Source organism: Flavobacterium aestuarii (genome assembly GCF_040049115.1).
GTDB lineage: Bacteria > Bacteroidota > Bacteroidia > Flavobacteriales > Flavobacteriaceae > Flavobacterium > Flavobacterium aestuarii.
Genome location: NZ_JBDLZZ010000007.1, coordinates 175,272 through 200,765 on the forward strand (window position 1 = coordinate 175,272; position 25,494 = coordinate 200,765).

General features: G+C 34.8%; 19 protein-coding genes and 1 tRNA gene. 11 read left to right on the plus strand and 9 right to left on the minus strand.

The annotated features are described in order from the left end of the window. Positions 1-149: 149 nt before the first annotated feature. A complete protein-coding gene (locus ABEG11_RS09805) occupies positions 150-884 on the minus strand; it encodes a ComF family protein (RefSeq protein ID WP_348823990.1) in 735 nt (244 codons plus the stop codon). Between the two features lie 44 nt (positions 885-928). Here ABEG11_RS09805 and ABEG11_RS09810 point away from each other — a divergent pair, with 44 nt between their 5' ends. The 5 genes from ABEG11_RS09810 to ABEG11_RS09830 all read left to right on the plus strand — a co-directional run bounded on the left by ABEG11_RS09810 (position 929) and on the right by ABEG11_RS09830 (position 6,800). Continuing rightward, the gene (locus ABEG11_RS09810; protein WP_348823991.1) at positions 929-2,467 is read left to right on the plus strand and encodes a glycine--tRNA ligase; all 1,539 of its coding nucleotides are present in this window, start codon (positions 929-931) and stop codon (positions 2,465-2,467) included. Positions 2,468-2,741: 274 nt separating this feature from the next. After that, entirely contained in the window at positions 2,742-3,551 is an 810-nt protein-coding gene (locus tag ABEG11_RS09815; protein ID WP_348823992.1) for a LytR/AlgR family response regulator transcription factor, read from the plus strand. Between the two features lie 173 nt (positions 3,552-3,724). Further along, positions 3,725-3,973 (plus strand): hypothetical protein, encoded by a 249-nt coding sequence (locus ABEG11_RS09820; protein WP_348823993.1) that lies wholly within the window; start codon positions 3,725-3,727, stop codon positions 3,971-3,973. Positions 3,974-4,026: 53 nt separating this feature from the next. Continuing rightward, on the plus strand, positions 4,027-6,105 hold the full coding sequence (locus tag ABEG11_RS09825; protein ID WP_348823994.1) for a tetratricopeptide repeat-containing sensor histidine kinase: 2,079 nt from the start codon (positions 4,027-4,029) through the stop codon (positions 6,103-6,105). Beyond that, positions 6,105-6,800 carry a response regulator gene (locus tag ABEG11_RS09830; RefSeq protein ID WP_348823995.1) on the plus strand — a complete coding sequence of 232 codons (696 nt, stop codon included), beginning with the start codon at positions 6,105-6,107 and terminating at the stop codon, positions 6,798-6,800. Before ABEG11_RS09825 ends, ABEG11_RS09830 begins: the two co-directional genes overlap by 1 nt. A 161-nt stretch (positions 6,801-6,961) precedes the next feature. Here ABEG11_RS09830 and ABEG11_RS09835 read toward each other — a convergent pair whose 3' ends face one another. The 3 genes from ABEG11_RS09835 to thiL form a co-directional block, all read right to left on the minus strand. Further along, positions 6,962-12,184: an SBBP repeat-containing protein gene (locus ABEG11_RS09835; RefSeq protein WP_348823996.1), complete on the minus strand. Its 5,223-nt coding sequence runs from the start codon at positions 12,182-12,184 to the stop codon at positions 6,962-6,964. Positions 12,185-12,240: 56 nt separating this feature from the next. Then, complete coding sequence (locus ABEG11_RS09840) at positions 12,241-13,260, minus strand: right-handed parallel beta-helix repeat-containing protein (protein WP_348823997.1); 1,020 nt, start codon at positions 13,258-13,260, stop codon at positions 12,241-12,243. A gap of 370 nt (positions 13,261-13,630) precedes the next feature. Then, entirely contained in the window at positions 13,631-14,677 is a 1,047-nt protein-coding gene (thiL, locus tag ABEG11_RS09845; RefSeq protein WP_348823998.1) for a thiamine-phosphate kinase, read from the minus strand. A gap of 149 nt (positions 14,678-14,826) precedes the next feature. On the opposite strand from thiL, the gene ABEG11_RS09850 reads away from it, so the two are divergent. Both ABEG11_RS09850 and ABEG11_RS09855 read left to right on the plus strand, forming a co-directional pair. Beyond that, positions 14,827-15,759, plus strand: coding sequence for a 1-phosphofructokinase family hexose kinase (locus ABEG11_RS09850; RefSeq protein ID WP_348823999.1), 933 nt, complete (start codon positions 14,827-14,829; stop codon positions 15,757-15,759). A 178-nt stretch (positions 15,760-15,937) separates the two neighbouring features. Then, positions 15,938-16,417: a DinB family protein gene (locus ABEG11_RS09855; protein WP_348824000.1), complete on the plus strand. Its 480-nt coding sequence runs from the start codon at positions 15,938-15,940 to the stop codon at positions 16,415-16,417. A gap of 44 nt (positions 16,418-16,461) precedes the next feature. Here the strand turns inward: ABEG11_RS09855 and ABEG11_RS09860 are convergent, their stop codons facing one another. The 3 genes from ABEG11_RS09860 to lepA all read right to left on the minus strand — a co-directional run bounded on the left by ABEG11_RS09860 (position 16,462) and on the right by lepA (position 20,788). Then, positions 16,462-17,421, minus strand: a complete 960-nt coding sequence (locus ABEG11_RS09860; protein WP_348824001.1) for a helix-turn-helix transcriptional regulator — start codon at positions 17,419-17,421, stop codon at positions 16,462-16,464. A 46-nt stretch (positions 17,422-17,467) separates the two neighbouring features. Then, positions 17,468-18,886 (minus strand): hypothetical protein, encoded by a 1,419-nt coding sequence (locus ABEG11_RS09865; protein ID WP_348824002.1) that lies wholly within the window; start codon positions 18,884-18,886, stop codon positions 17,468-17,470. Positions 18,887-18,991: 105 nt separating this feature from the next. Next, complete coding sequence (lepA, locus tag ABEG11_RS09870) at positions 18,992-20,788, minus strand: translation elongation factor 4 (RefSeq protein WP_348824003.1); 1,797 nt, start codon at positions 20,786-20,788, stop codon at positions 18,992-18,994. A gap of 445 nt (positions 20,789-21,233) precedes the next feature. Here lepA and dusB point away from each other — a divergent pair, with 445 nt between their 5' ends. Both dusB and ABEG11_RS09880 read left to right on the plus strand, forming a co-directional pair. Beyond that, positions 21,234-22,226, plus strand: coding sequence for a tRNA dihydrouridine synthase DusB (dusB, locus tag ABEG11_RS09875; RefSeq protein ID WP_348824076.1), 993 nt, complete (start codon positions 21,234-21,236; stop codon positions 22,224-22,226). A gap of 50 nt (positions 22,227-22,276) precedes the next feature. Continuing rightward, positions 22,277-22,861 carry a hypothetical protein gene (locus ABEG11_RS09880; RefSeq protein ID WP_348824004.1) on the plus strand — a complete coding sequence of 195 codons (585 nt, stop codon included), beginning with the start codon at positions 22,277-22,279 and terminating at the stop codon, positions 22,859-22,861. Between the two features lie 37 nt (positions 22,862-22,898). Here ABEG11_RS09880 and ABEG11_RS09885 read toward each other — a convergent pair whose 3' ends face one another. Next, the gene (locus tag ABEG11_RS09885; RefSeq protein ID WP_348824005.1) at positions 22,899-24,098 is read right to left on the minus strand and encodes an ABC transporter permease; all 1,200 of its coding nucleotides are present in this window, start codon (positions 24,096-24,098) and stop codon (positions 22,899-22,901) included. 2 nt (positions 24,099-24,100) lie between these two features. Beyond that, positions 24,101-24,493, minus strand: a complete 393-nt coding sequence (rbfA, locus tag ABEG11_RS09890) for a 30S ribosome-binding factor RbfA (protein ID WP_348824006.1) — start codon at positions 24,491-24,493, stop codon at positions 24,101-24,103. Between the two features lie 276 nt (positions 24,494-24,769). Here rbfA and mce point away from each other — a divergent pair, with 276 nt between their 5' ends. Next, the gene (gene mce / locus ABEG11_RS09895) at positions 24,770-25,171 is read left to right on the plus strand and encodes a methylmalonyl-CoA epimerase (protein WP_348824007.1); all 402 of its coding nucleotides are present in this window, start codon (positions 24,770-24,772) and stop codon (positions 25,169-25,171) included. 126 nt (positions 25,172-25,297) lie between these two features. Next, a tRNA-Ile gene (locus tag ABEG11_RS09900) sits at positions 25,298-25,371 on the plus strand. Positions 25,372-25,494 lie beyond the last annotated feature (123 nt).

Genomic DNA, 25,494 nt, shown 5'->3' on the forward strand with positions numbered 1-25,494 from the left:
CCCTCACGCGTCCTTACAAGAACTTTTTAATAAGTGGGAAATTCAGTTTTTCATAATATCTCCTAACAGGTCTCCCAGACCTGTTAGGTTTTAATAAGACTTTCTGAATAAATACCTAACAGGATCTGGAGAACTGTTAGGATAAAAAATCACGAATGCGCCATCGCCATACAAATTATACTGATCTTCGTTCCTGGTATTTTCAACAATGCTTTGGAGCAGGCTTCAAGAGTAGCACCCGTAGTTAGTACATCGTCAATCAACAGATAATGCTTATTGGCATCAGTTTCAGAAAAAGAAACATCAAAAACAGTTTCGATGCCTTCCATTCTCCCCAAAAGATTTTTCTTCGACTGTGTTTTAGAATACACTTTTCTCATCAGGATCGAATCATTCAATGGGATTCCAAAATTACTGGACAATGCCAAGCCAAAATTCGTCACCTGATTGTATCCTCGTTCTTTCATTCTTTTTTTATGCAGAGGAACTGGAATTATAGCATCAATATTTTTCATAATCAGACTATTTTCTATATCACTAGCATACCATTCGCCTAAAAATGTCCCGATTTCTTCATGACCTTTGTATTTCAGGTTATGAATCATCTCCTGAACCATTCCTTTTTTGTGAAAATACAGAAATGCCGAAACATTTTCCACAGGAATCCGGCCATAAAATCTTTTAAACGCTTCGTTTTCGGTATTCAAATGGTGATTCGTCAAAGGCAGTGCATGCCTGCATGTAGTACAAACCACGTATTCATTGGCACCTATAAATGAATTACAGCCAGCGCAAACCTTTGGGAAAAAGAGATTAATCAGGGAATTAAACATAAAAAATTGATTTATCCATAAAAATAAGAAAACCTCCTCTTCAAACTTCATTTTTTTTCTTTTTTTAATTTCACTTTTTATATTTTTGCACCATTATGGCAAAACAAGAAGATTTATTTAAAAATGTCGTTTCGCATGCAAAAGAATACGGATTTATTTTTCCGTCAAGCGAAGTGTACGATGGTTTGAGTGCAGTATATGATTATGCACAAAACGGAGTAGAATTAAAAAAGAACATACGCGAATATTGGTGGAAATCGATGGTTCAGATGAACGAGAACATCGTAGGTCTGGATGCGGCTATATTGATGCACCCAACAACCTGGAAAGCTTCGGGTCACGTTGATGCCTTCAACGATCCATTGATAGACAACAAAGATTCGAAAAAAAGATACAGAGCGGATACTTTAGTCGAAGATTATGCTGAAAAGTTAAATCAGAAGGCTGTAAAAGAAATTGAAAAAGCAAAGGCTCGTTTTGGAGACGCTTTCAATGAGCAGGAATTTATTACCACAAATGCACGTGTTGTAGAATATCTTTCTAAGAAAAAAGAAATTCTGGAAAGACTTGCAAAAGGTATGAGTGAAGACCTTCAGGATGTGAAAGCTTTAATCGAAGAATTAGAAATCGCTGATCCTGAAACCGGTTCAAGAAACTGGACAGAAGTAAAGCAGTTTAACCTGATGTTTGGAACCAAATTAGGAGCTTCTGCAGATTCTGCAATGGATCTGTATTTGCGTCCAGAAACAGCTCAGGGGATTTTTGTAAACTTCCTGAACGTACAAAAATCGGGAAGAATGAAAGTTCCTTTTGGAATTGCACAGACTGGAAAAGCTTTTAGAAATGAAATCGTTGCAAGACAATTCATTTTCCGTATGCGTGAGTTTGAACAAATGGAGATGCAGTTTTTTGTACGTCCGGGCGAGGAAATGCAATGGTATGAGCACTGGAAAACAACTCGTTTAAACTGGCATTTATCTCTAGGTTTAGGAAAAGAAAATTATCGTTTTCACGATCACGAAAAATTAGCGCACTATGCAAACGCTGCTGCAGATATTGAATTTAATTTTCCTTTTGGTTTCAAAGAATTAGAAGGTATTCACTCTCGTACAGATTTTGACTTAAAAGCACACGAACAATATTCAGGAAGAAAATTACAATATTTCGATCCAGAACTGAACGAGAACTATGTTCCTTATGTAGTGGAAACTTCGGTAGGACTTGACAGAATGTTTCTTGCAATTTTCTCTACGTCACTAAAAGAAGAAACATTGGAAGATGGTTCAACAAGAACGGTTTTAAAATTACCAGCCGTTTTAGCTCCGACAAAAGCAGCTGTTCTGCCATTGGTCAAAAAAGACGGATTACCTGAAATTTCCAAAAAAATCATCGATGATTTAAAATGGGATTTCAACGTGTCTTATGATGAAAAAGATGCAGTAGGAAGACGTTACAGAAGACAAGATGCTCTAGGAACTCCTTTCTGTATTACGGTAGATCACCAAACGATAGAAGATCAGACGGTAACTATCCGCCACAGAGATACTATGAAACAAGATCGTGTAGCAATTGCCGATTTGAAATCAATTATCGAAAATGAAGTTTCGATGAAAAACTGGCTGATGAAAATGTAATTATAGTTTTACAACCATATGAAAAGCTTCTCAATTGAGAAGCTTTTTTTTGGTAATAATCTAAAAAATAAACTGATAGATGCTCATTGTCTTAAGCACTGTAATTAATATTTATACTTTTTTCAAACCAGATTATCATAAAAAAACATAACTTTGATAGTTTATATTTTTAATTATACTGATAATTATCTAATAATTTAACAGCTAATCAATCTTTTTATAAAGCTTTATTTTACAAAAAAAAGAATATATTATTTTATAAAAAAAATTAAAAATGAATTATACCTACATTATTATTGACGATGATCCAGAAAGTGTTTTGAAAACAAAGGCTATCGCAAGCGAATTTTCGGAATTAAATTTTCTTGGCTCCACAGATAATTATGCGGATGGAGTGAACCTCATTTTGGAACATATGCCAAAACTGATTTTTTTGGAGATTGATCCTAATGACAAGAACAGTAATTTATCTCTGCAATTAATAAATGGGCTTTTGATGTATTTAAAAGAATTGCCCAAAATTGTAATTACGACCAAGAAAAAAGATTTTGCTTTTGATTGTATTAAATATGAAGTTATTGATTATCTGCTAAAACCTCTGCTGGTAATTGATTTCGTAAAATTGATTCATAAACTAAATAAAATAAATACTGAGGATGAAATAGTACTGGTGCAGAATCCAAATTCTTCAGAAAGACAAAATCTAGAAAAGATTGAATCCAGAAATGCTAAAAAATCATTTATCCTATGTGTTAAATCCTATGGCGATCATAGATATATTGATTCTGACGAAATCTGCTATTTTCAAGCCGATAATAATTCGACCGATATCCATTTGAAAAATGGAGAAATGATAACAGCGTTCAAAACCCTAAAACATTTTGAGTCGGTGTTATCGAATCCATTTATAAGAATACACAACAGTTATATTGTAAACCGGAATTACATTTCCAGAATTCATACGGGAAACTCTTTATGCTATATTAAAAAGACCACTATAAAGCTGCCTTTTTCCAAATCATACAAAACAAATATCGACTTTATTATAAGCGAATTTGCAAACGAAAATTACATAGAAACGTAGAAATAGCCATTTGCTCAAAATTGCTATGCATCCACTACCAAACGAATACCATTGACCATAAACAGCTTTTTTTCAATTGTTTATTGTGGCTTACTGTTTAGTTTTACATAAGAATTCCAACGCAAACGGAATCAAAAACGTAAAAAATAACAACAACATAAAGCCCAGAAATCATGAAAAAAGCTATCTTAACAATCGGATTATTTACATTAGTATTGGCAACAACTTCATTTGCCTCTCCAAAAGTTTCAACTTCTTCAATTATTGATAACACTCAAATTAGCTCTATAGACGGAACTGGAGGACAATCATCAGGTGATCACAGAAAACTAGATTACAATGGAAATGTAATTAAAACTCAAATTACTGCAATAGATGGAACTGGAGGACAATCATCTGGTGATCACAGAAAATTGGATTAAAAAATATTTAAAATTTTTGAAAAAGCTGTCATTTTTTTGACAGCTTTTTTTTTATGAAAAGTTTTAGTAATTTTGAGAGAATTGAACACTTCCTATTGAAAAATTATTGCTACATATTATTATTGATTTTTTGTATTGGCTGTACTGAGAAAAATAAATCAAAACAAAATAGTATTCCTTCGAGTGATAGCCTAGCTTCCTATTTATTGTTAGCCAATGATATTCACCTTTCACAAGAGCTGAAGCAAAAATACAATCGCAAAGCTTTTGACATTATCATAAATCAAAAAGATGATTCCATTAATAAAGTGAACCTTTTTAAGGTAGCCAACCGTTATTACAATATGGCGGACTGGCAAGGTTATTTTGAGACTTCTAAGCTGGTTTTAGAAAATTCCAAAAAAAGCCATGACACTGTTAATCTAGCCAAAGCATATACTTATTTAGGGGATTACTACAAAAAAAAATCTATTTCTGACAGCGCTTTTTATTGTTATAATAAAGCTGAAAAACTTTATCTAAAATTAAATGACAGTTATAATCTGGCAAAAACAGAAATCAATAAGGCAAATTTGCAGTTTTCTGAAAACGAACATTTTAATAGTGAAATTGCAGTTTTCAAAGCTTTGCGGAATATAAAACAGGTAAAGGCTAATGATCTGCTGTACGAGTCTTATAATCTTTTAGGGATTTTGTATAATGAGCGTGAGGAATACAGCAAATCTCTGGAATTTCATAACAAGGCCCTAGCTACTTTAAATGATACATCAATTCCTGAAGAGCTGCAATTTAAGGCAACTTCACTAAATAATATCGGTTATGTATACCTGAATTTAAAAAATTACAGCCAAGCTAAAAATTATTTTCAAGATGGGTTAAAACAGAATAAATTATTTGTCGAAAACACTCCCTTGTATGCCATGCTTCTTGATAATCTGGCCTACGCTAAATTTAAGCTTAAAGAAACCGATGAGATTCCTGATCTTTTTTACAGGTCTCTTAAAATAAGGGACAGCCTTCATTTAACCTCTGGGCTTATTATCAATAAAACACATTTATCTGAATATTATTATGCTCAAAAAGACACCGTAATGGCAATTCAATATGCTAAGCAGGCTCTGGATTTGTCTCGAAGTACAAAACAGTTAAGAAGTATTTTAGAATCTCTCAAACAAATTGGGATAGTAGATCCCAAAAATGCTTCAGCCTATTCTAAAGAGTACATTCAGATTAACGACCGCTTACAAAAAGCAGAGCGGAAAATGGGTGAAAAATTCTCTCGTATAGAATATGAAACAGATGAAATAAAAGTAGAAAACACCAATCTGGAGGGGCAAAACAAAAAACTTTTATTAATTTTTTCTGCATTTATTATTCTGGTAATATTGCTATACACGATCAACGTCCAAAAAGCCAAACAGAGAGAACTATTATTTAAACAGCAGCAACAGCAAGCTAATGCCGAAATTTACAATTTATTGATCAATCAGCAGAATACTATCGAAATCAATAATATTAAAGAAAAAAAGAGGGTTGCAAGAGAATTGCATGACGGCGTTTTAGGCAGAATGTTTGGAGTTCGGATCAATCTGGATGGGCTGAATAAAATTAATGATGACTCTGGAATCGAGATGAGATTAAATTATTTAACTGAACTTAAAAACATTGAGCAGGATATTCGAGAAATTTCTCATAATCTTAATAGAGAAAAATCAGAATTAATTAATAACTTCGTAGCAATAGTAACTAATTTGTTTGAAGAGCAGAAAAAAACGTTTTCAACAAAGTTTCTAGCTCATCTGGATCCCTCCATAAAATGGGATTCTATTGACAATATTGTAAAAATTAATTTATATCGCATACTTCAAGAATCGCTTCAAAATTGTAATAAATATGCTAATGCAACAAAAATAATAGTTGAATTCAGAAAACAAAACGACAACATCGTTTTAAAAATCAGCGACGATGGAATTGGATTTAATGTAAACAGAGCAAAAAAAGGGATCGGGCTTCAGAATATTAAAAGCCGAACAATAGAATGTGAAGGGACCCTCGAAATAAAATCAAAAAAAGAAGAGGGCACTTCTATAACAATAGTAATTCCAATTAAAACACAAAAACCTACAGCATAATGACAATCGATTCAAATGTGCAAAAGCTAATTAAAAAAAATATTTTAATAGTTGATGACCATCCTTTTATAATTGATGGATACAAAAATGCCATAACAAGGTACAAGCCTGAAGTTTATGAATATTCATTTACTCAAGGTAAAGACTGTGTAACTGGTTATGATATCATAACAAATCCTGAGACACTCCCTTTTGATGTAGCTTTTTTGGATATCAGTATGCCAGCTTATGAAGAAAAAGGAATTTATTCTGGCGAAGATTTGGCTAGATTGATTATAGAATACATGCCCAATTGCAAAATAATTTTGCTCACCATGTATACTGAACTGCTTAAAATAAAGAGCATAATAGACACAATAAATCCATCGGGGCTCGTAATAAAGAATGACTTAACCTTTGACGAACTGCTTTTTGGTTTTGACATTATATTAAAAAATGAAATCTATTATAGCCATTCGGTTATTAAAATGGCTAATCAGGATAACACTGATATTGAAGGGATTGATCAATTTGACAAGCTGATTTTATTTCACATTTCCAAAGGCACCAAAACCAAAGATATCCCGCAATACGTTCCCATTTCATTGCACGCTATAGAACAGCGAAAAGTGAATCTTAAAGAATTGTTCAAATTGCAAGAAGGAAACGATATTGATTTAATTAAAGAAGCAAGAATCCGCGGAATTATTCTATAATTTTTTCAAAAAATAAACCAGAAATACCATCTCAAGATATATTGGGGTGGTTTTTTTATGGTATAGCATTATCTCTTTTTTGTTTATAAATACAAATGAAAAAACCGTCTCAATTTTATCGAGACGGTCTTCTTTTTAAAAATATTTAAAAGAAAAATGAATTATTTATTTGATTTAATAATTTTAAAAATTTTGCTGGAGTCTTCTGTATTAACTTCTATTAAATAATAGTCATCAGCAATAGAACTCATATCAATTTTTCCAGATACAGCATTTAAATTTTTAGAAATCAATTCCTGTCCGAGCATGTTTAAAACTCTGACTTTAGTCAAAATAGCAGCATGAGAAAGATTTAAATTATCTTTTACATGATTTGGATAATAGACAAAAGATTTAGAATCAAAACTATCATTTCCTAAAGTTAAATTGATAGTAACTGCCAAAATATCAATACTAGGGCAACTGTCTAGAGTTTGGGTTGCATAATAAGTTTTTCCTTTTTCTAGTTCAATTGTGTTATCTAATGTGTTAGTGCTTGACATTGCATCTTGTTCAGAGGCATACCATTTTATACCTGTTCCAGTAACTGCAATATCAGCAATTGTTTGATGTTCTTCCAATGTCTGATCTAACTCACCAGCTGGCGCAGGGGTAACATTTACTTTAACCAGTATAGGTAAACGCGCTGTGCTTTCGCAAGAATTTACAGTTTGACTTGCATAATATATAGTGTCATCTGTCAAATCTACTGAACCATCTAAGAGCATCCCATTTACAGCATCTGTATACCATTTAATATCACTGCCAATAGCTTGCAAATCTGAAACTTTAGCGTTATTGCAAAATGCTTGAGTTGCATCACCGTCTGGCGCTAGAGTAATATTCAGATTAACTAAAATAGGCAAACGTGTTGCACTTTCGCAGGAATTTATAGTTTGGCTTGCATAATACCATGTATTGTTAATTAAACTTGTATTTTCATCTAAAGATGTTCCGTTTACAGTATCTGTATACCATTTAATAGCATTACCATTAACTGCTAAATCAGAAACTTTTGCAGCATTGCAAAATGTTTGAGTTGCCATACCGCTTGGCACAGGTGTTACATTAATAGTAACCAGTACAGGAACGCGTGATTGGCTTTCACAAGAATTTACAGTTTGGCTTGCATAATACCAAGTGCTGTTAATCAACGATGTATCAGTATTTAAAGAAATCCCGTTTGCTGGTTCTGTATACCATTTAATATCAGTGCCATTAGCTGCTAAGTCAGAAACTTTTGCAGCATTGCAAAACAGCTGAGTTGTGGTCGCTGCAGGAACAGGAGTAGTGCTAATACTTACTGTTATTGCTGATGTAGGCCCTACACCGCAAGGCCCTGTACCATTTACTGCTTTTACAGTATATTCTCCTGTTTGATATTGAGCTAAATTAGAAATACTGATGCTTTGAGTATTCGCAGTAAATCCATTTGGCCCTGTCCATAAATAGGAAGTAGCACCTGTTACCGTTTCGGCAGTAAGGTTTAACCCTTGTCCTGCACACACTACAGCATCTCCAGTAATTACTGGTGCTGTTAAAATTATCGAACAAATTGTAAAGGCTCTTTTTTCGGCCAGACTCCATGTTTTGCCATTGTCTTTTACTCTTACAAAAACATTATGATCACCAGCACCCAAAGGGCTTGTTGCAATGTCTGCGAGTGTAACAGCAATTGATTCAGCAGGTGTTCCCGTATCTATAGCAATACCGTTTCCTAAACCTGGATCTGTATTAAAATAATATTCAGCGGTAACGATAGGCTCTATTACAGTCGAAACTACTGTAGGCTGAATATAAAGGACTCTGCCTTCGTACATACTCCATTTGCCTTTTGAATCTTTGGTTCTCAAAAATAAATTATGAAAACCTTCAGACAATCCCGTTGTTGGTATTTGAGAGGTTATATTAAGTGGAGTAGCTGGGCTAAATGAAGCCAAAGCTGTTCCGTTACCAACGCCTGGTTCAGTGTCAAAAAAGTATTCTGCAGCAACAATTGGACTGCTTGTTAATACTAAAGGCTCTGGCTGAATATAGAAGACTCTTCCTTCGTACATACTCCAAACGCCATCAATATCTTTTGCTCTGATGAACAGATTGTGAAATCCAGGAGATAATGCAGGCAGTGTAATTTGAAAATTTTCGTTTACTGTAAGTCCGCCGGCAGTTGGCAATGCTGTACCATTTCCGGCTCCCGGATCAGTGTCGATAAAATATTCTATCGCAGCAATTGGTTTTACATCCAGTTTAACAATATTGCTTTTGCAGTCGGTTTGGTTAATAGCAATATCAATCCCATTATCATTTCCGATTAAAGTAGGATTACTGCTTATAACACGTATTCTGTATCCAGTTCCTGCAGGAGTTGTTAAAGGGATTATTGCATAAATACTTGTATTTAAAGGCGATTCTAAAGTTCCAATATTCACAGGACTGCTAAATGACCCTGAAGCATCTGATAACTGTGCTGTAAAAATGTTAGTATCATCGTATTTGCCAGTTATAGCAAAATCAACGGTAACTACAGCTCCTCCACAAAAGTTTTCACCTTTTACAACAGCAGTTCCTAAAGTTGTATCGGCAGTTACACCTATTTTGGCCAAAAATGGATTGCGGTTACCTCCGTTTAGAGTGGTGTTGCCAAAAATTGTACTTGTAGTATAGTATCCGTTAATGTAACAGTTACCATCAGCATCTACACCAATTTTACTGCCAGCGTCTTCACCACTTTCTCCCGCTTGCTGTAACCAGGCAATGTTTCCTGTATTATCATACTTGGCCACAAAAACATCACTAATACCACTGCTGGTATTGCTAATATTTAATGTGGAAAAATCAGTATTGTGCTGGAACCTTCCTGTTACGAAACAATTTCCGTTAGCATCCAGAGCAATACCATCTCCATAGTCATTATCTAAACCAATACCTTTTTGAGACCATACTACGACACCCGCAGGGTTATATTTTGTGGTAAAGATATCATATAATGATGTTGATGAGTAACTTGTACCAGTTACATAACTGTTCCCTAATAAATCGGTAACTATGTCATTACCATTATATCCTTCTAAGGTTTTTTCCCATACAGTATTTCCAGATGGATCGCATTTTCGAATATATCCGATTCCACTTATATTATAAGCACGGTAAAAACCTGTTAAATAAGTATTGCCAAAACTATCAACAGATATAGCATTTACACCTTTTTCATTTGTTGAATAACTATTAGTGCCACCGTTAATTTTTGTCCATTGAACAACACCAAGAGAATTATATTTAGCATAAAATAGCTGACCAACATTTACACTACCACCACTAAAGTTAAGACTATATCCACCTACGTAGCAGTTTCCATTAGAATCTACTACAATGCTATTTCCTTGGTCGTTGTATGATCCTCCATATTTCTGAGCCCACAATACATTTCCATCAGCATCATACTTTACTATAAAAATATCAGATTGTCCAGAATTAGCAAGTGTTACTGTTCCAAAAGTGGCTGAATCAGTATAGGATCCAGTAATATAATAATTGCCAGCAGCATCTGCTGTGATATCCATAGGTAATTCAACTCCAGACCCATTACTTCCAGCACGATCCCAGACCAAAGCTCCGTTAGCATCATACTTCTTGATGTTTACGTGCGAATTTATTTGGTTTACGATATAACTGTTTCCAGCAGTATCCGTAAAAATAGAGCCATCGTCTGTGGTTGCTACAGCACTTGCTCCGTCTATGTTTTTTGCCCATGCCCAGTCAGGAGTTGTCAATTGACTGTTACCATTTATTGTAATGGCACTTCCATTGTCAGTACCAAATACTGCAGGTGTTGCACTAATCACACGAATGCGATATTCAGATGCTGGAATAGTCAAAGAAGGAATTACGCAACTGATAGGACTTGTAGTACCTACTCCTATATATTTAGGATAAAAGAAAGAACCCGAAGGGTCAGATAGTTCTACAGTAAATGTTGTTCCTGCAGGAAAATTCCCTTTTGTAGAAAAAGGAACACTAATAGCGCCTCCTGCATTATAATTGTGAGATGCCAGCGGTAGTGTAGCAATACTTTCTGTTCCTTCAACAAAATCGCCAATTTTAGCAATAAAGGCTTGTCTAATAATACCATTTAATACAGTAGTTCCAAAAGTAGTACTTGTAGTATAGTATCCATTAATGTAACAATTTCCAGCTCCATCAACCCCTATTTTACTAGCTGCATCTTCACCACTTTCACCAGCCTGCTGCACCCAAACAATATCACCAAGCTTGTCATATTTTGCAACAAATACATCACTGATACCACTATTGAGGTTTTCAAGTGTTATTGGTCCAAAAGCAGCATTTTGCTGAAATCTTCCTGAAACATAACAGTTCCCGTCAGTATCAATACTAACACTATCACCAAAGTCTTTATCTATTCCTCCTGCACTTTGTGTCCAAATAATTTGTCCCCCCGCATCATATTTTGTGGTAAAAATGTCGTAATTATTTAATGATAAGTATTTTGTTCCTGTCACATAGCTATTTCCTACTGCATCGCTAACTATGTCGTTACCATTATATCCTTCTAAGTTTTTTTCCCATACAGTATTCCCAGATGGATCACATTTTCGAATATATCCGACTCCACTTATATTATAAGCACGGTAAAAGCCTGTTAAATAAGTATTGCCAAAACTATCAACAGATATAGCATTTACACCTTTTTCATTTGTTGAATAACTATTAGTGCCACCGTTAATTTTTGTCCATTGAACAACACCAAGAGAATTATATTTAGCATAAAATAGCTGACCAACATTTACACTACCACCACTAAAGTTAAGACTATATCCACCTACGTAGCAGTTTCCATTAGAATCTACTACAATGCTATTTCCTTGGTCGTTGTATGATTCTCCATATTTCTGAGCCCACAATACATTTCCATCAGCATCATATTTTACTATAAAAATATCAGATTGTCCAGAATTAGCAAGTGTTACTGTTCCAAAAGTGGCTGAATCAGTATAGGATCCAGTAATATAATAATTACCAGCGTTATCTACTGTAATATCAGTTGGAAGTTCAGTGCCTCCGCCACTACTTCCAGCACGATCCCAGACCAAAGCTCCGGCAGCATCATACTTCTTGATGTTTACGTGCGAATTTATCTGGTTTACGATATAACTGTTTCCAGCAGTATCCGTAAAAATAGAGCCATCGTCTGTAGCAGCTACAGCACTTGCTCCGTCTATGTTTTTTGCCCATGCCCAGTCAGGTGTAACAGGTGTTTGAGCATACATTTGTGATCCATACAATGTAGAGAGTATCACAAATAATATAAATATTATTTTTTTCATCGTGAATCGGGTTTTAGATTAGAATTTTAAATTCAGAAATGATTTGAAAATCTTTCTTATTGTTGGCCTTTAGCCTTAAATTCTATATTTAAAGTCCCGTTTTGTGGCAGTACAGAGTTTTGAAGATCCATACTTGTTATTTGTGGTATGTTTGTAGCTCCGCTTGAGTTAGGAGATGGATAACTTCCACCATGAATACCAACATCTGTACCGTCAGTTCCATATTTAAATCCTACTGAAGTTGCTAATAAAGCCCAATCATGTTTTGTAGCTTCTTCAAGAGTTATATTCAAAGGTATTGTTGTTGTAAACTGAGCATCTACTGTATTTAGATTACCTACACCTGTATTTCCAGAAAGAGGAAAAGTTTTATAATTGGCTGGATCGGCATAGATAAAGATATTTTTGTTCCAGGTATTTTGTCCACCACGATAATATCCAGCTGGTGCAGGCTCGATGAAGATGTTGTTGGTAATAGTAGCGTAACTTACACTATCAATATATCCAAAATTCAAAAAAATATTATTGGTTATAATTACACTAGGTTTATCTGAACTACTCATTGCAGAAATGATGTTATTGCTAATAATAGTATTTTTAAAATTACCAACTGAGATACCTGATATGAAATTATTTCGGACAATCCAACCAGTTCCTAAAGTGTATACATTTGAGATATAATTTCGTTCAAGTGTAATATTGTTGACAGCTAATGATCCTCCGGATCCATATATTGCACTAAAATTGATTCCTTTTATAGTACTGCCGGTTGGCAAAGTAGTAGAATTTCCTTGACTAAGAAAGATATTACTTAACAATGTTGGAAAATTAAACTGAGTACCAGTAACATGATGCCCAGCTCCCATAAGTACTAAACGTTTATTTAAAGTAACATCACCATAACTGGTTTGGGAACCATGAATGTAAATTGTATCGCCTACAGCCGAGGCATCAACAGCGACTTGTACAGATGTATATTGTCCTGCACCAACGGAACCATTATTTACAGTTCTGATTGTGGCATTGGCAGTAAATGCTGTAACTGCAAGTGCAAATAAAAAGTAGATTTTTTTCATTTTTGGGAAATTTTAGTTTTGCCTACTCTTATCAGGATTTTCGGCTTACTCCTTTTTGGAAATATTTTTTTTAGTGAGGTATTAATTGAGTGTACTTATTTTTATTACTTTTTCTTTATCATTGTTGCATAAAATGATGATAAATACTAAAAAAATGAAGCTTAAAATGTAATTTGAAAAATAATTCCCAAATTTATTTTTTAAAAGATTATCAAACAATACCCATTAATGGGTATTGTTTGAGAGAAAAAATAATCAATAAAATGTTTTTTCTGACAAAAAATCATTTTATTAACAAAAAAGTCCAGTCTTTACAGACTGGACTTTCTTTTATCCTATTTTTTTATTTAAGAAATAACGACAATGAAATCTACTCGCTTATAGCATCCCATCCTCTTGCTTTTAATGCAATTTTAGTGTTAGCACGAGTAACCAGATGCACACCTTCGCTTTCCTGTGTCATGTGTCCAATAATAGAAAAGTTAGGATTTCCTTTTATTTTGTCAAAATCTTCCATTGCAATGGTAAAAAGCAGCTCATAATCCTCACCTCCATTAATTGCAACTGTGGTACTGTCAATATTAAACTCTTCGCAAGTTGAAATAAATTGAGGGTCAATTGGCAGCTTCTCTTCATACAAATTACATCCCACTCCAGATTGCTTGCATAAATGCATGATCTCGGAAGATAATCCATCCGAAATATCAATCATTGACGTCGGTTTTATTTCTAATGCATGTAGTAAGGTGCGTACATCGGTACGCGCTTCAGGTTTTAACTGCCGTTCGATCAAATACGTATAAGCATCCAGATCAGGCTGTGAATTCGGGTTCACTTGAAAAACCTGTTTTTCTCTTTCCAGCACCTGCAGTCCCATGTAGGCAGCACCAATATCACCTGTTACAACTAATAAATCATTTTGTTTAGCTCCATTTCTGTACACAATTTCAGTTTCATCAGCTTCCCCAAATGCAGTAATGCTAATAATCAATCCTTTTTGAGATGAAGTAGTATCGCCACCTATTACATCAATTTTGTACTCTCGCGCTGCCCGTTCAATTCCTGCATATAATTCCTCTAATGCTTCCAATGGAAAACGATTGGACACTGCAATAGAAACTGTAATTTGTGTAGGTTTGGCATTCATCGCACAAATGTCAGATACGTTGACTACTACCGATTTGTATCCTAAATGCTTCAAGGGTACGTAAGCCAAATCAAAATGCACGCCTTCAATCAGTAAATCTGTAGAAATCACTGCTTTTTTATCCTTAAAATCTAATACTGCTGCATCATCTCCGATACCTTTTAAAGTGGAAGATTGGGTAATTTCGAAATTTTTGGTTAGATGGTCTATTAAGCCAAATTCTCCTAGTTGAGCTATACTGGTACGCTGTGGGTTTTTATCTTCGATCATGATATTGTAACGAATGAAGGAATTATTTCATTCTTAATAGTTGATTTTACAAAATTTTGAGATTGCAAATATATGAAGAAAAATTCGGCCTAGATTGAAGGGCCTTTTATGATTTTTTTTCGCATCTTTAATATTCAAAACATCACAAAATGAACACACACGATATTATTACGCTTACTGTTAATCCAGCTTTGGACAAAAGCACCCATTTTAAAGGATTAGTTGCCGAACAAAAAATCCGTTGCGAAGAACCACGCTTTGATGCTGGTGGAGGCGGAATCAATGTTTCTAAAGCTATTTCACGTTTAGGAGGAACCTCTCTGGCCATCTTCACTTCTGGAGGATCATCAGGAAAAATGCTGGAAGAATTGGTTGCCAAAGAATCGATTGATTTTAAAGCCATTCCCACTCAAACCTGGACAAGAGAAAGTTTTGTCGCTGTTGATGAGAATACCAATTCACAATACCGATTTGGATTTACCGGAGGCGAAATTACCGATGAGGAAGAACAGTCTTTCCTTGATACGGTTAGCAGTTTAAAATCAAAATTTATAGTTGTCAGTGGTAGTTTAAGTGAAGGATTGACATTCGATTTTTACCAAAAAATAGCCGAAATAGCCAAGCAGTCTGGAGCAAAATTAATAGTGGATACATCTGGAGAAGCCTTAAAAAAAGTACTCGAAACAGGAGCATATCTAATTAAACCAAATGTTGGAGAACTTGCCAAATTAATTGGCGTTGAGCGATTGGAAATGGAAGAAGTAAACGAAGCTGCCAAACAAATCATCGCCAAAGGAGGAGCAGAAATTGTGGTCGTTTCACTCGGTCCCCAAGGAGCAGTCCTTGTGACGAAAGACAGTTATGAATTTGTTCCCGCTCCAAACGTAGCCAAAAGAAGTACCGTTGGTGCCGGCGACAGCATGGTGGGTGGAATGGTCTGGGCGCTTTCGCAAAATAAAAACCTGAAAGAAGTAATCCGCTGGGGCGTTGCCTGTGGATCTGCTGCCACGATGAACGAAGGAACCCAATTATTTAAAGGTGCCGATGCGCTGCGATTATTCGATTGGTTGAAGGATAAATAAATTTAAAAAATAAAACAACATTGCACGTAGAGACGTTGCACTGCAACGTCTCTACAACGTATTTATACAGATATAAAAAGACAAAATCTTTTTTTCTAAAAAAATAAAAACCTGCTGACAAACTGTTGTCACCGACCGTATATAATTTTGAAGAAGTAAAAAATCAAACTTTAAAATTATGAAAACATTAGAAGCACAAGTGATCACTCCTGAAGATTTATTGAAACACTGGCAAGGACACCGCGCCTTGACGCGCCGTGTAATTGAATTATTCCCTGAAAAAGATTTTTTTGAATTTTCAATCGGTGGTATGAGACCTTTTGCAAAATTAGCCGACGAACTTTTGGCTATTGGGGCACCTGCATTAAAAGGAATTGTAAACAGAGAAATTAAGCCTTATAATCCAGAAGAAGGAAAATTAATTTTCAAAGCACAATATCTTGAAAAATGGGACGAAGCAACCGCTGAAATCAATGAAAATTGGGAGAAATTAACGATCGAAGATTTTAACGAAACCTTCAATCTGTTTGGACAATATGAATTCCCAATCATTCATAATATATTATATTTTATTGATAATGAAGTACATCATCGCGGTCAGGGTTATGTGTACTTGCGTGCATTAGGAATCGATCCTCCTTTTTTCTGGGAAAGATAAAAACTAAAAAAGCTCCTAAAATGATTTTCACTTTAGGAGCTTTTTTATAAAAGACGCAATCTGTTTCTTTCAATTAATTCTAGAATCTTGATTTTTAAACTTTCAGGTTCCAGTATCGTAGCATAATCGCCAAACATCAGATACCAGCGTGAAAGCCCTTCCATCGAATCACAAGACATAAAAGTCATTTCGATTTTGCCATCCATTTCCTTTTCCGAAACAAAGCCGTAATATTTCCGATCGCTTGCCAGATAACTGGCTATTCTTTTCTCCACAAGAATCCGAACTTTGGTAGTCGAAACGTTTTTGTCTTTATCCAGATAAGTTTCTAATGCATTATGTTCTAAGGTAAAACAGAGTTCGGTTTTTTTGATTTCGTGAATACGATCCGCACGAAATTGCCTGTAATCCCTGCGCAAATGGCAATAGCCCAAAACGTACCAATTGTTATTATCGTGAAAAACACCAACAGGTTCTATATGTCGAACCGTAATTCCGTCCGATTGAACAGCTTCGTACGAAAGAATAACTTGTGTCTTTTCGGCAATACTTTCAAAAAGTGTAGCTAATGTATTTGGAGATTTGTCATTAAAAAGCTTTTCGGAGGATTGCATCAAAACATTCGATTCGATGTTGGAAACCCAGTCTTTGTCATCGCTTCGAAGCACTGCTTTGAGCTTGTACATTGCCGAAGCATAATGATTCCCAAGAGCATCATCGGTAAATTTCTGCATTAATTTTTCGGCTGCGATGAAACTGCTCGCTTCCTCACGAGTAAACATTACAGGTGGCAATCGGTAGCCATCCATTAAAGCATACCCAACTCCCGCTTCACTGTAAATAGGAACTCCCGAAGCTTCTAAAGTGCGGATATCCCGATAAATGGTTCGCAGACTAACTTCAAAACGATCGGCTAATTCCTGTGCTTTTACAATTTTTTTGGACTGCAATTGAATCAGAATAGCAACTATACGGTCAAATCGTTTTGGGGTTTCGTCGAGCATTTTTTTTTTAAGTTTCTTTGTTAAGAAGGGACTAAGTTACTAAGTTTTATCCTCCATTAACTCCAAATTTTCTAAAAGCTTGAACGGTTTGGTAAATCCCATAGGAAACGAATATTTTACCTAGTACAAAAAATAAGAATGGCAAAAAATAATTTTCAGCATCATCAATAGGAGATTTTAAAAATGAAAAAGGGTTTAAAAATTTCAAATAATTAATGTAAAAATCCGCTTGTTTTGGAATTAAACATTTATTTTTTGCTTGAAGCATATAGACTAATAAATATAAGAAATAAAACAAAAACCCCCATTTAATTATAAATTGAAGACCTTTAGTCCAATCTAAACCAAAATTATTAGAATCCTTGTTAAAATAAAGAATCAGTGAGTCTCTCCAGTTTGATTTATTTTGATTAACCTCTTTTTTATAAGCATTTAATTCGTAAGCTTTAAAACGTAAATAATCTATTTGATTATGTGTGTTAACCAGTTCTCGTTTTATGGTCCTTAAGGTTTTTCTGTCCCAATTTTCAATGGCGTTCTCATTCTCCTTATTCAAATCATCAAAATAGGCTACTTCAGCAAAAGTGACTTGGTGGATTTTGAAATAGTTTGTTCTGAGATTTTCAAAGGAAGTTTTCTTTTCAAAAACAGAATCCTTAATTTCTATGATTTCAAACAATGAATTTTGAAATGAAACAATGTTTTCAAAAGTTACATTTTCAAGTCTTAATTTATGTACATAATAATTCTGGAAAGATGCAATTTTTCGACAAGAACAGTCATCAAACCATAAAAAAGAAGTATTTGAATTTGAAGTATATAAATTCGAAAAGTTTATTTTATCTAGAAAACTACATCCATTAAACCACAATGATTTGTAATTACAGTCAAATCTGAATTCTTTAAAAAAGGAACAATAATAAAATTTTATTTGATTTAAAGAAGTAAACAAAAACGAACAAGTTCCATAAAAATTAACGCTACTAATGTCAATTGTAGTTGTTTCCATAAATTGAACATTTTTAAGCCAAAATTCAGATTCAAAATCACATTTATAAATTTTAAAATTCCCTTTGGAGAAAATGTTTTTTTTACGTTTTTCAATACTAGGGTCACTATGATTAACAAAATTCAAAACTCTAATTTTAGAATCAATAATTTCAAATTTATCAAAATTGAAATTATTTGTTTCGAATAATATTTTTTCAAAATTACCATTTATATGGATATTAGTATTGAAAATACAGTTTTCAATTTGAATTATTGTTTTATGCTTTTTAGTTTTGTTGTAAAAATTTAATTGCTGTCCTGAAAAGGTTATCTCTTGAAAAAATATAGTTTTATTAGTTTTAACTTTTTTAAAGTCAATAGATAATTCGCTATATTCAATAACACAATCAGATATGCTCGTATCATTATTAGAATATAAAATTTTGATAAACTCTTCTCCACTAATTTTTTTCATATTCAAAATTTTTCTTTCTCAAACTTAAACAAAAAAACCTGACAATTTTCACATCATCAGGTTTCTCTATATTCTATTTTCTATATTCTTTTCTCTAAAAAAAATCTAATCATTCAACTTCAATACCGCCATAAACGCCTCTTGCGGAATTTCGACATTTCCTACCTGACGCATACGTTTTTTACCTTTTTTCTGTTTTTCAAGAAGTTTACGTTTACGCGAAATATCCCCTCCGTAACATTTGGCAGTAACGTCTTTACGTAATGCTTTTATCGTTTCACGAGCAATAATTTTAGCTCCAATTGCAGCCTGAATCGGAATATCAAATTGCTGTCTCGGAATCAACTCACGCAGTTTCTCTGTCATTTTTTTACCAATGTTGTAAGCGTTGCTCTCGTGAATCAGAGCAGAAAGCGCATCAACCTGATTAGCGTTCAGTAATACATCAAGTTTAACCAATTTAGAAGCACGCATTCCAATAGGAGAGTAGTCAAACGAAGCATAACCTTTGGAAACCGTTTTCAATCGGTCATAAAAATCGAATACAATTTCGGCCAATGGCATATCAAAATTCAATTCTACACGTTCCGTAGTCAAATATGTTTGATTGGTGATAATACCACGTTTTTCGATACACAAACTCATTACGTTTCCAACGAAATCAGATTTTGTAATAATTGTAGCTTTAATGAAAGGCTCCTCTACACGATCCAGTTTTGACGGTTCCGGCAAATCGGATGGATTGTTAACGATAATCGCTGTTTCAGGATCTTTTTTGGTGTAAGCCAAATACGAAACGTTAGGAACCGTAGTAATTACAGTCATATCGAACTCGCGCTCCAAACGTTCCTGAATGATTTCCATGTGCAGCATTCCCAAGAATCCGCATCGGAAACCAAATCCTAAAGCCGCCGAACTTTCAGCCGTAAACACCAGCGAAGCATCATTCAGCTGCAGTTTTTCCATCGAAGCTCTCAGCTCTTCAAAATCTTCGGTATCTACAGGGTAAATTCCAGCGAAAACCATCGGTTTTACGTCCTCGAAACCTGTAATCATATTAGTTGTAGGCGTTTTGGCATCGGTAATCGTGTCACCCACTTTTACCTCCTTGGCTTCCTTAATTCCGGAAATCAAATACCCAACATCTCCTGTCGAAATCACACTTTTAGGAACTTGATTTAATTTCAATGTCCCTACTTCATCGGCAAAATATTCATTGCCGGTAGCCATAAATTTAATTTTTTGGCCTTTCTTTATTTCACCGTTTACAACCCTGAAAATAACTTCGATTCCTCGAAATGGATTATAATGCGAGTCAAAAATCAAAGCCTGCAACGGTTCTTCTTTATTTCCTTTCGGAGCCGGAACTTTTTCAATAATTGCGGCCAAAATATTCTCCACACCAAAACCGGTTTTCCCCGAAGCATGAATAATATCTTCCAATTTACAGCCAAGCAAATCGATAATATCGTCGCTTACTTCCTCCGGATTGGCACTCGGTAAATCTACTTTGTTCAAAACAGGAATAATTTCCAAGTCATTTTCCAGTGCCAAATATAAGTTAGAAATCGTTTGTGCCTGAATACTTTGTGCAGCATCCACAATCAATAATGCTCCCTCACAAGCGGCAATCGAACGCGAAACCTCATAAGAGAAATCCACGTGACCAGGAGTATCAATCAGGTTCAGGATATAATCTTCCCCTTTGTATTTATATTCCATTTGTATCGCGTGACTCTTGATTGTAATCCCGCGCTCACGTTCCAAGTCCATATTGTCAAGTAGCTGCGCCTTTTCTTCACGTGCCGTTACCGTTTGGGTTGCCCCCAATAATCGGTCAGCCAATGTACTTTTTCCGTGGTCAATGTGTGCAATAATGCAAAAATTCCTAATATGTTTCATAATGTTTGTATGTGTATTTTGGGCGTGCCGGCAGAAAAAGCCGTCGGGCTATCCGTTGCAATCTTTTCCTTTTTAAAGAAAAAAGGAAAAGGATTTCCACTACTATCCCTCACGCAATGCCATAAAGCGACAATTAATCTGCAAATATACTCTAAATTCAACAGTTTCAAAGTTTCAAAACAGGAAACTATTTATTTACCATATAAGTCATATAAGGTTTTAGTTTTCAGCCTACAATCTTAAATGAACTTAGATTTCTTATTATGGTTTGAAAATAGTTTTCAGTCATAGCTTTTAAAAAACTTATATGACTTATATGTTTTAAAAAAAAACTCCTTAATTTATTTCAAACTGCACTAAAAATCAGGTTTTTAACCTTCTATTATCAGTTAACCTATTTTCTATTTATTTAAAAGTTGTAATTTTGCAAAAAATTTCAAGGACGATGATTAAGATTGGCAACATAGAATTACCCGAATTCCCATTACTTTTAGCACCTATGGAGGACGTGAGCGATCCGCCATTCCGCAGGTTGTGCAAAATGCATGGAGCCGATTTAATGTACTCCGAATTTATTTCATCTGAAGGATTAATTCGCGACGCCATCAAAAGCCGAATGAAATTGGACATTTTCGATTACGAAAGACCTGTTGGAATCCAGATTTTCGGAGGAGACGAAGAAGCTATGGCACTGTCATCCAAAATCGTTTCCACTGTAAACCCGGATTTAATCGACATCAATTTTGGCTGTCCTGTAAAAAAAGTAGTCTGCAAAGGTGCTGGTGCCGGAGTTTTAAAAGACGTAGATTTAATGATCCGTCTGACCAAAGCCGTGATCGACAGCACGCATTTGCCGGTAACTGTAAAAACCCGTTTGGGCTGGGATGACAGTTCGATAAATATTGACGAAGTTGCCGAACGTCTGCAGGATATTGGTGTGGCTGCTTTGAGCATCCACGCCAGAACACGTGCGCAGATGTACAAAGGCCATTCTGACTGGTCACACATTGCCCGCGTAAAAAACAACCCTAGAATCACGATGCCTATTTTCGGAAACGGCGATATCGATTCTCCAGAAAAAGCATTACAGTATAAAAACGAATACGGAATCGACGGAATAATGATCGGCCGCGCTGCTATTGGTTATCCTTGGATTTTCAACGAAATCAAACACTACTTCAAAACAGGCGAACATTTAGCAAAACCCACCGTTGCCGACCGAGTTGAAGCCGTTCGAAATCACCTTACTTGGGCAATGCAATGGAAAGGCGAAAGACTTGGAATTGTAGAAACCCGTCCTCATTACACCAATTATTTCAAGGGAATCCATTCGTTCAAAACCTTCAGGCAAAAACTAGTAACTCTCGATCGTCCAGAAGAAATATTCTCTCATTTGAATGATATTAAGGAGGCTTATGCAAGTTATGAAGTTGTTTAATTATTATTTTCTTTTTGTAAAATAAAAATTACTTTTGCAGAAAAAAGTTAATGAAAAAAATTATAGTTCTAGGTTTCGTTTTAATCAGTTTCATCGCAAAAGCACAAGAAGCAGAAAAAGTATCGGTTGAGAAAAATTTGAATAGTGTACAGGCTGGATTATTTAGTCTGAGTTTTCAGAATGAAATACGATTAGACCGAAAAATAACATTAAGAAGCGAACTTGGACTATCAACCGGATCTTCTACCCAGACTTATCCTGATGGTAAAAAAGAATCATCTTTTTTAATAGTACCATACATTAATATTGAGCCCCGCTGGTATTATGGATTGGACCGCCGTAATCGTTTGGGGAAAAATACTATTAACAATGGCTCAAATTATTTTTCGTTACTGACCACTTTTGTTCCTGCCGGAATGGCTCTTGTAAACACTAAGGATTTTGATGCTCCTTCTTTCATTTCTATAGTACCTGAATACGGCATCCGAAGAACTAGTACCCGTAAGCATTTTTATTCGGAATGTTCAGGAGGAATTGGCTATAGACACAATTTTTTAGACAAATCTCTTTCTTATACGGATGATGAAAATGAAGTAGAAGTAAATTTCCAATTCAAGTTTGGTTACATCTTTTAGTGTATAGAATCCACAAATATACTTTGGAGTTAAAAACTTAATCCAATAACTTCTTGCTTACCCTGCTGCTTGCAATAAGTGAAGCAATAAAACCAAGTGTAATAATAGTTGCCAAAACTATCAAAACATTTTCCGTAGTAAAAATCACTGGATAGGCCAAAGTTGGAGTTATCATTATAAGTTCATATTGCTGCTGCAGCAAAACAACTACAACCCCCAATAACAATCCAATAATCCCGCCAAAAAAGCTTATAAGAGTACCTTGTAACAAAAATATGCCACGCAGGCCTTTAATGTCTGTTCCTAGATTAAAAAGGGTTTTCAGGTTTCCTTTTTTGTCCAGAATCATCATGATAAGTGCTCCAATCAAGTTAAAAAGCGCTACAACTATAACCAATGTAAATATCAGATAAACAGCAATATTTTCAGTATTTAGCATTTTATATAAAGCCTCATTCAGCTGTTCTTTATTCTTTACGGTAATTTTATTTTTAAAAATTGATTCAAGTTTATCGATAACAGCACTTTCATCAGCATCCTTTTTTAACTTTATTTCAAGGCTCGAAATCTGATTGGTTTTATATTCTAATAATTCCTGTGCCAATCCTAAATCAGCAAATACATACTTTGAATCTAAGTCTTCACTAATCGCATAAATTCCTACTGGAAAAACGTCAGCCGAATTAAATGCCTGCTCTGGATTTTCAATTGTCCCTTTTCCTGGCTTTGGCACAAAAACTTCAAAGGCATTATTATAATCCAGCAGGCCCATAGAAAACTTTTGAGCAATTCCATAACCTACTACCACTTGATATGTTTCTGGTTTCAGCCATTGTCCGTTGAATAATTTTTTATTGAAATTGCTAACGGCGTTAAAAGTAGAATCCACGCCTTTTAGATAAGTAACTTCTTGTTTGCCATTGAAAGTAAATAACACTCTTTCTTCAATAACTTTAGAAAATGATGCAACGCCTTCAATTGCAGCAATTTCATTCTCTTGTTTTGGTACAATAAAAAAAGATTTACCAATTGTACTGCTTACTTTAAGATCGGGGTCAATGTCACTGGTAAACGAAAGACTAAATTCTCGCAATCCAGTAAAAACCGAAAGCACAACAAACAGTGCCATGGCTCCCACAATAACTCCCATACTTGCAATACGATTAATAATATTGATAGCATTGTTAGAACTTTTGCTAAAAATATACCGCTTGGCTATGTAAAGAGGGAAATTCAAATTTATTGAAACTTGCGTTTATCCAACAAATCTCTATTTTCTATCGGATTTTCTTGGTTTTTCAAGGCATTATCAATCTTCTCAATATAATCTAAAGAATCATCAATAAAGAAAACCAGATTAGGCACCCTGCGCAATTGCAAACGCACTCTTTGTGATAAATCATGCTTAATTAAAGTCGAATTAGCTTTAATTCCTTCTAATGTTTCTTTCGCTTTTTCCTGAGGAAAAATACTTAAATACACTGTAGCCACAGACAAATCTGTAGTCACTGTAACTTTGGATACTGAAATTATCAAATTGGTAATTCCATTTTTTCTCACTTCACCTTGCAAGATATCAACCAAATCTTTTTGGATAACACCGCCTATTTTTTTCTGTCTATTTGTTTCCATGGCGCAAAAATACTATTTTTTTGAGAGACTGCCTTATAAAGTCATAAACTCCTAAAGTTTTTTATATTTGTTTTAAGATTTCAAAGCCAGATTAAGGAGCGAATGATTGGGGCATTTTCGGCAGGTATGGGTTCCCGCTTTCCACTGCAATCTCCCTGGCTGAACACCAGCCAGAGAGGATTTTCGCTACGCACGAGCGAAGCGAACTGCCGAAGTAATCGGGGCTAAAAAGGGGAGAATGTGCATTTTTGCAAATATTGATAAAATGAATATGTAATGAAAAAAATAGAACACATTGGCATTGCCGTCAAAAACCTGGAAGAATCTAATCTGTTATTCAAAAAACTCTTTGGCGCACCCGCCTATAAACATGAAGAAGTCGCCAGCGAAGGTGTAAAAACATCCTTCTTCATGAACGGCCCCAACAAAATAGAACTCCTTGAAGCAACCAATCCCGAAAGCCCCATCGCCAGATTTTTAGAAAAAAAAGGCGAAGGGATTCATCACATTGCATTTGATGTTGAGAACATTTTTTCCGAAATCGACCGCCTCAAATCCGAAGGATTCATCATTCTGAATGAGACTCCAAAAAAAGGTGCCGACAATAAATTAGTTGTTTTTTTACACCCAAAAGCAACAAATGGAGTTTTAATTGAATTATGTCAGGAAATAAAATAATTTTAGTCTATTCATAATCAGATATTTTAAAAACTGGTTCGTAAAATTATCGTAACTATTCAAAAATCTACCCAAAAAATACTTGTAACAATAAAATAAATGTAGTAATATTGCAAACTCTTAACCGGTCCTATAGCTCAGCTGGTTAGAGCACCTGACTCATAATCAGGTGGTCCCTGGTTCGAGCCCAGGTGGGACCACAAACCGCACTAATTTAGTGCGGTTTTTTTGTTTAAATCCCTTATTTTACGGGGGTTTACGATTTTTTGATAAAAAAGATTATCATTAAATATCAAGCTTTTTTCTACCAGTTTTCTACCCGA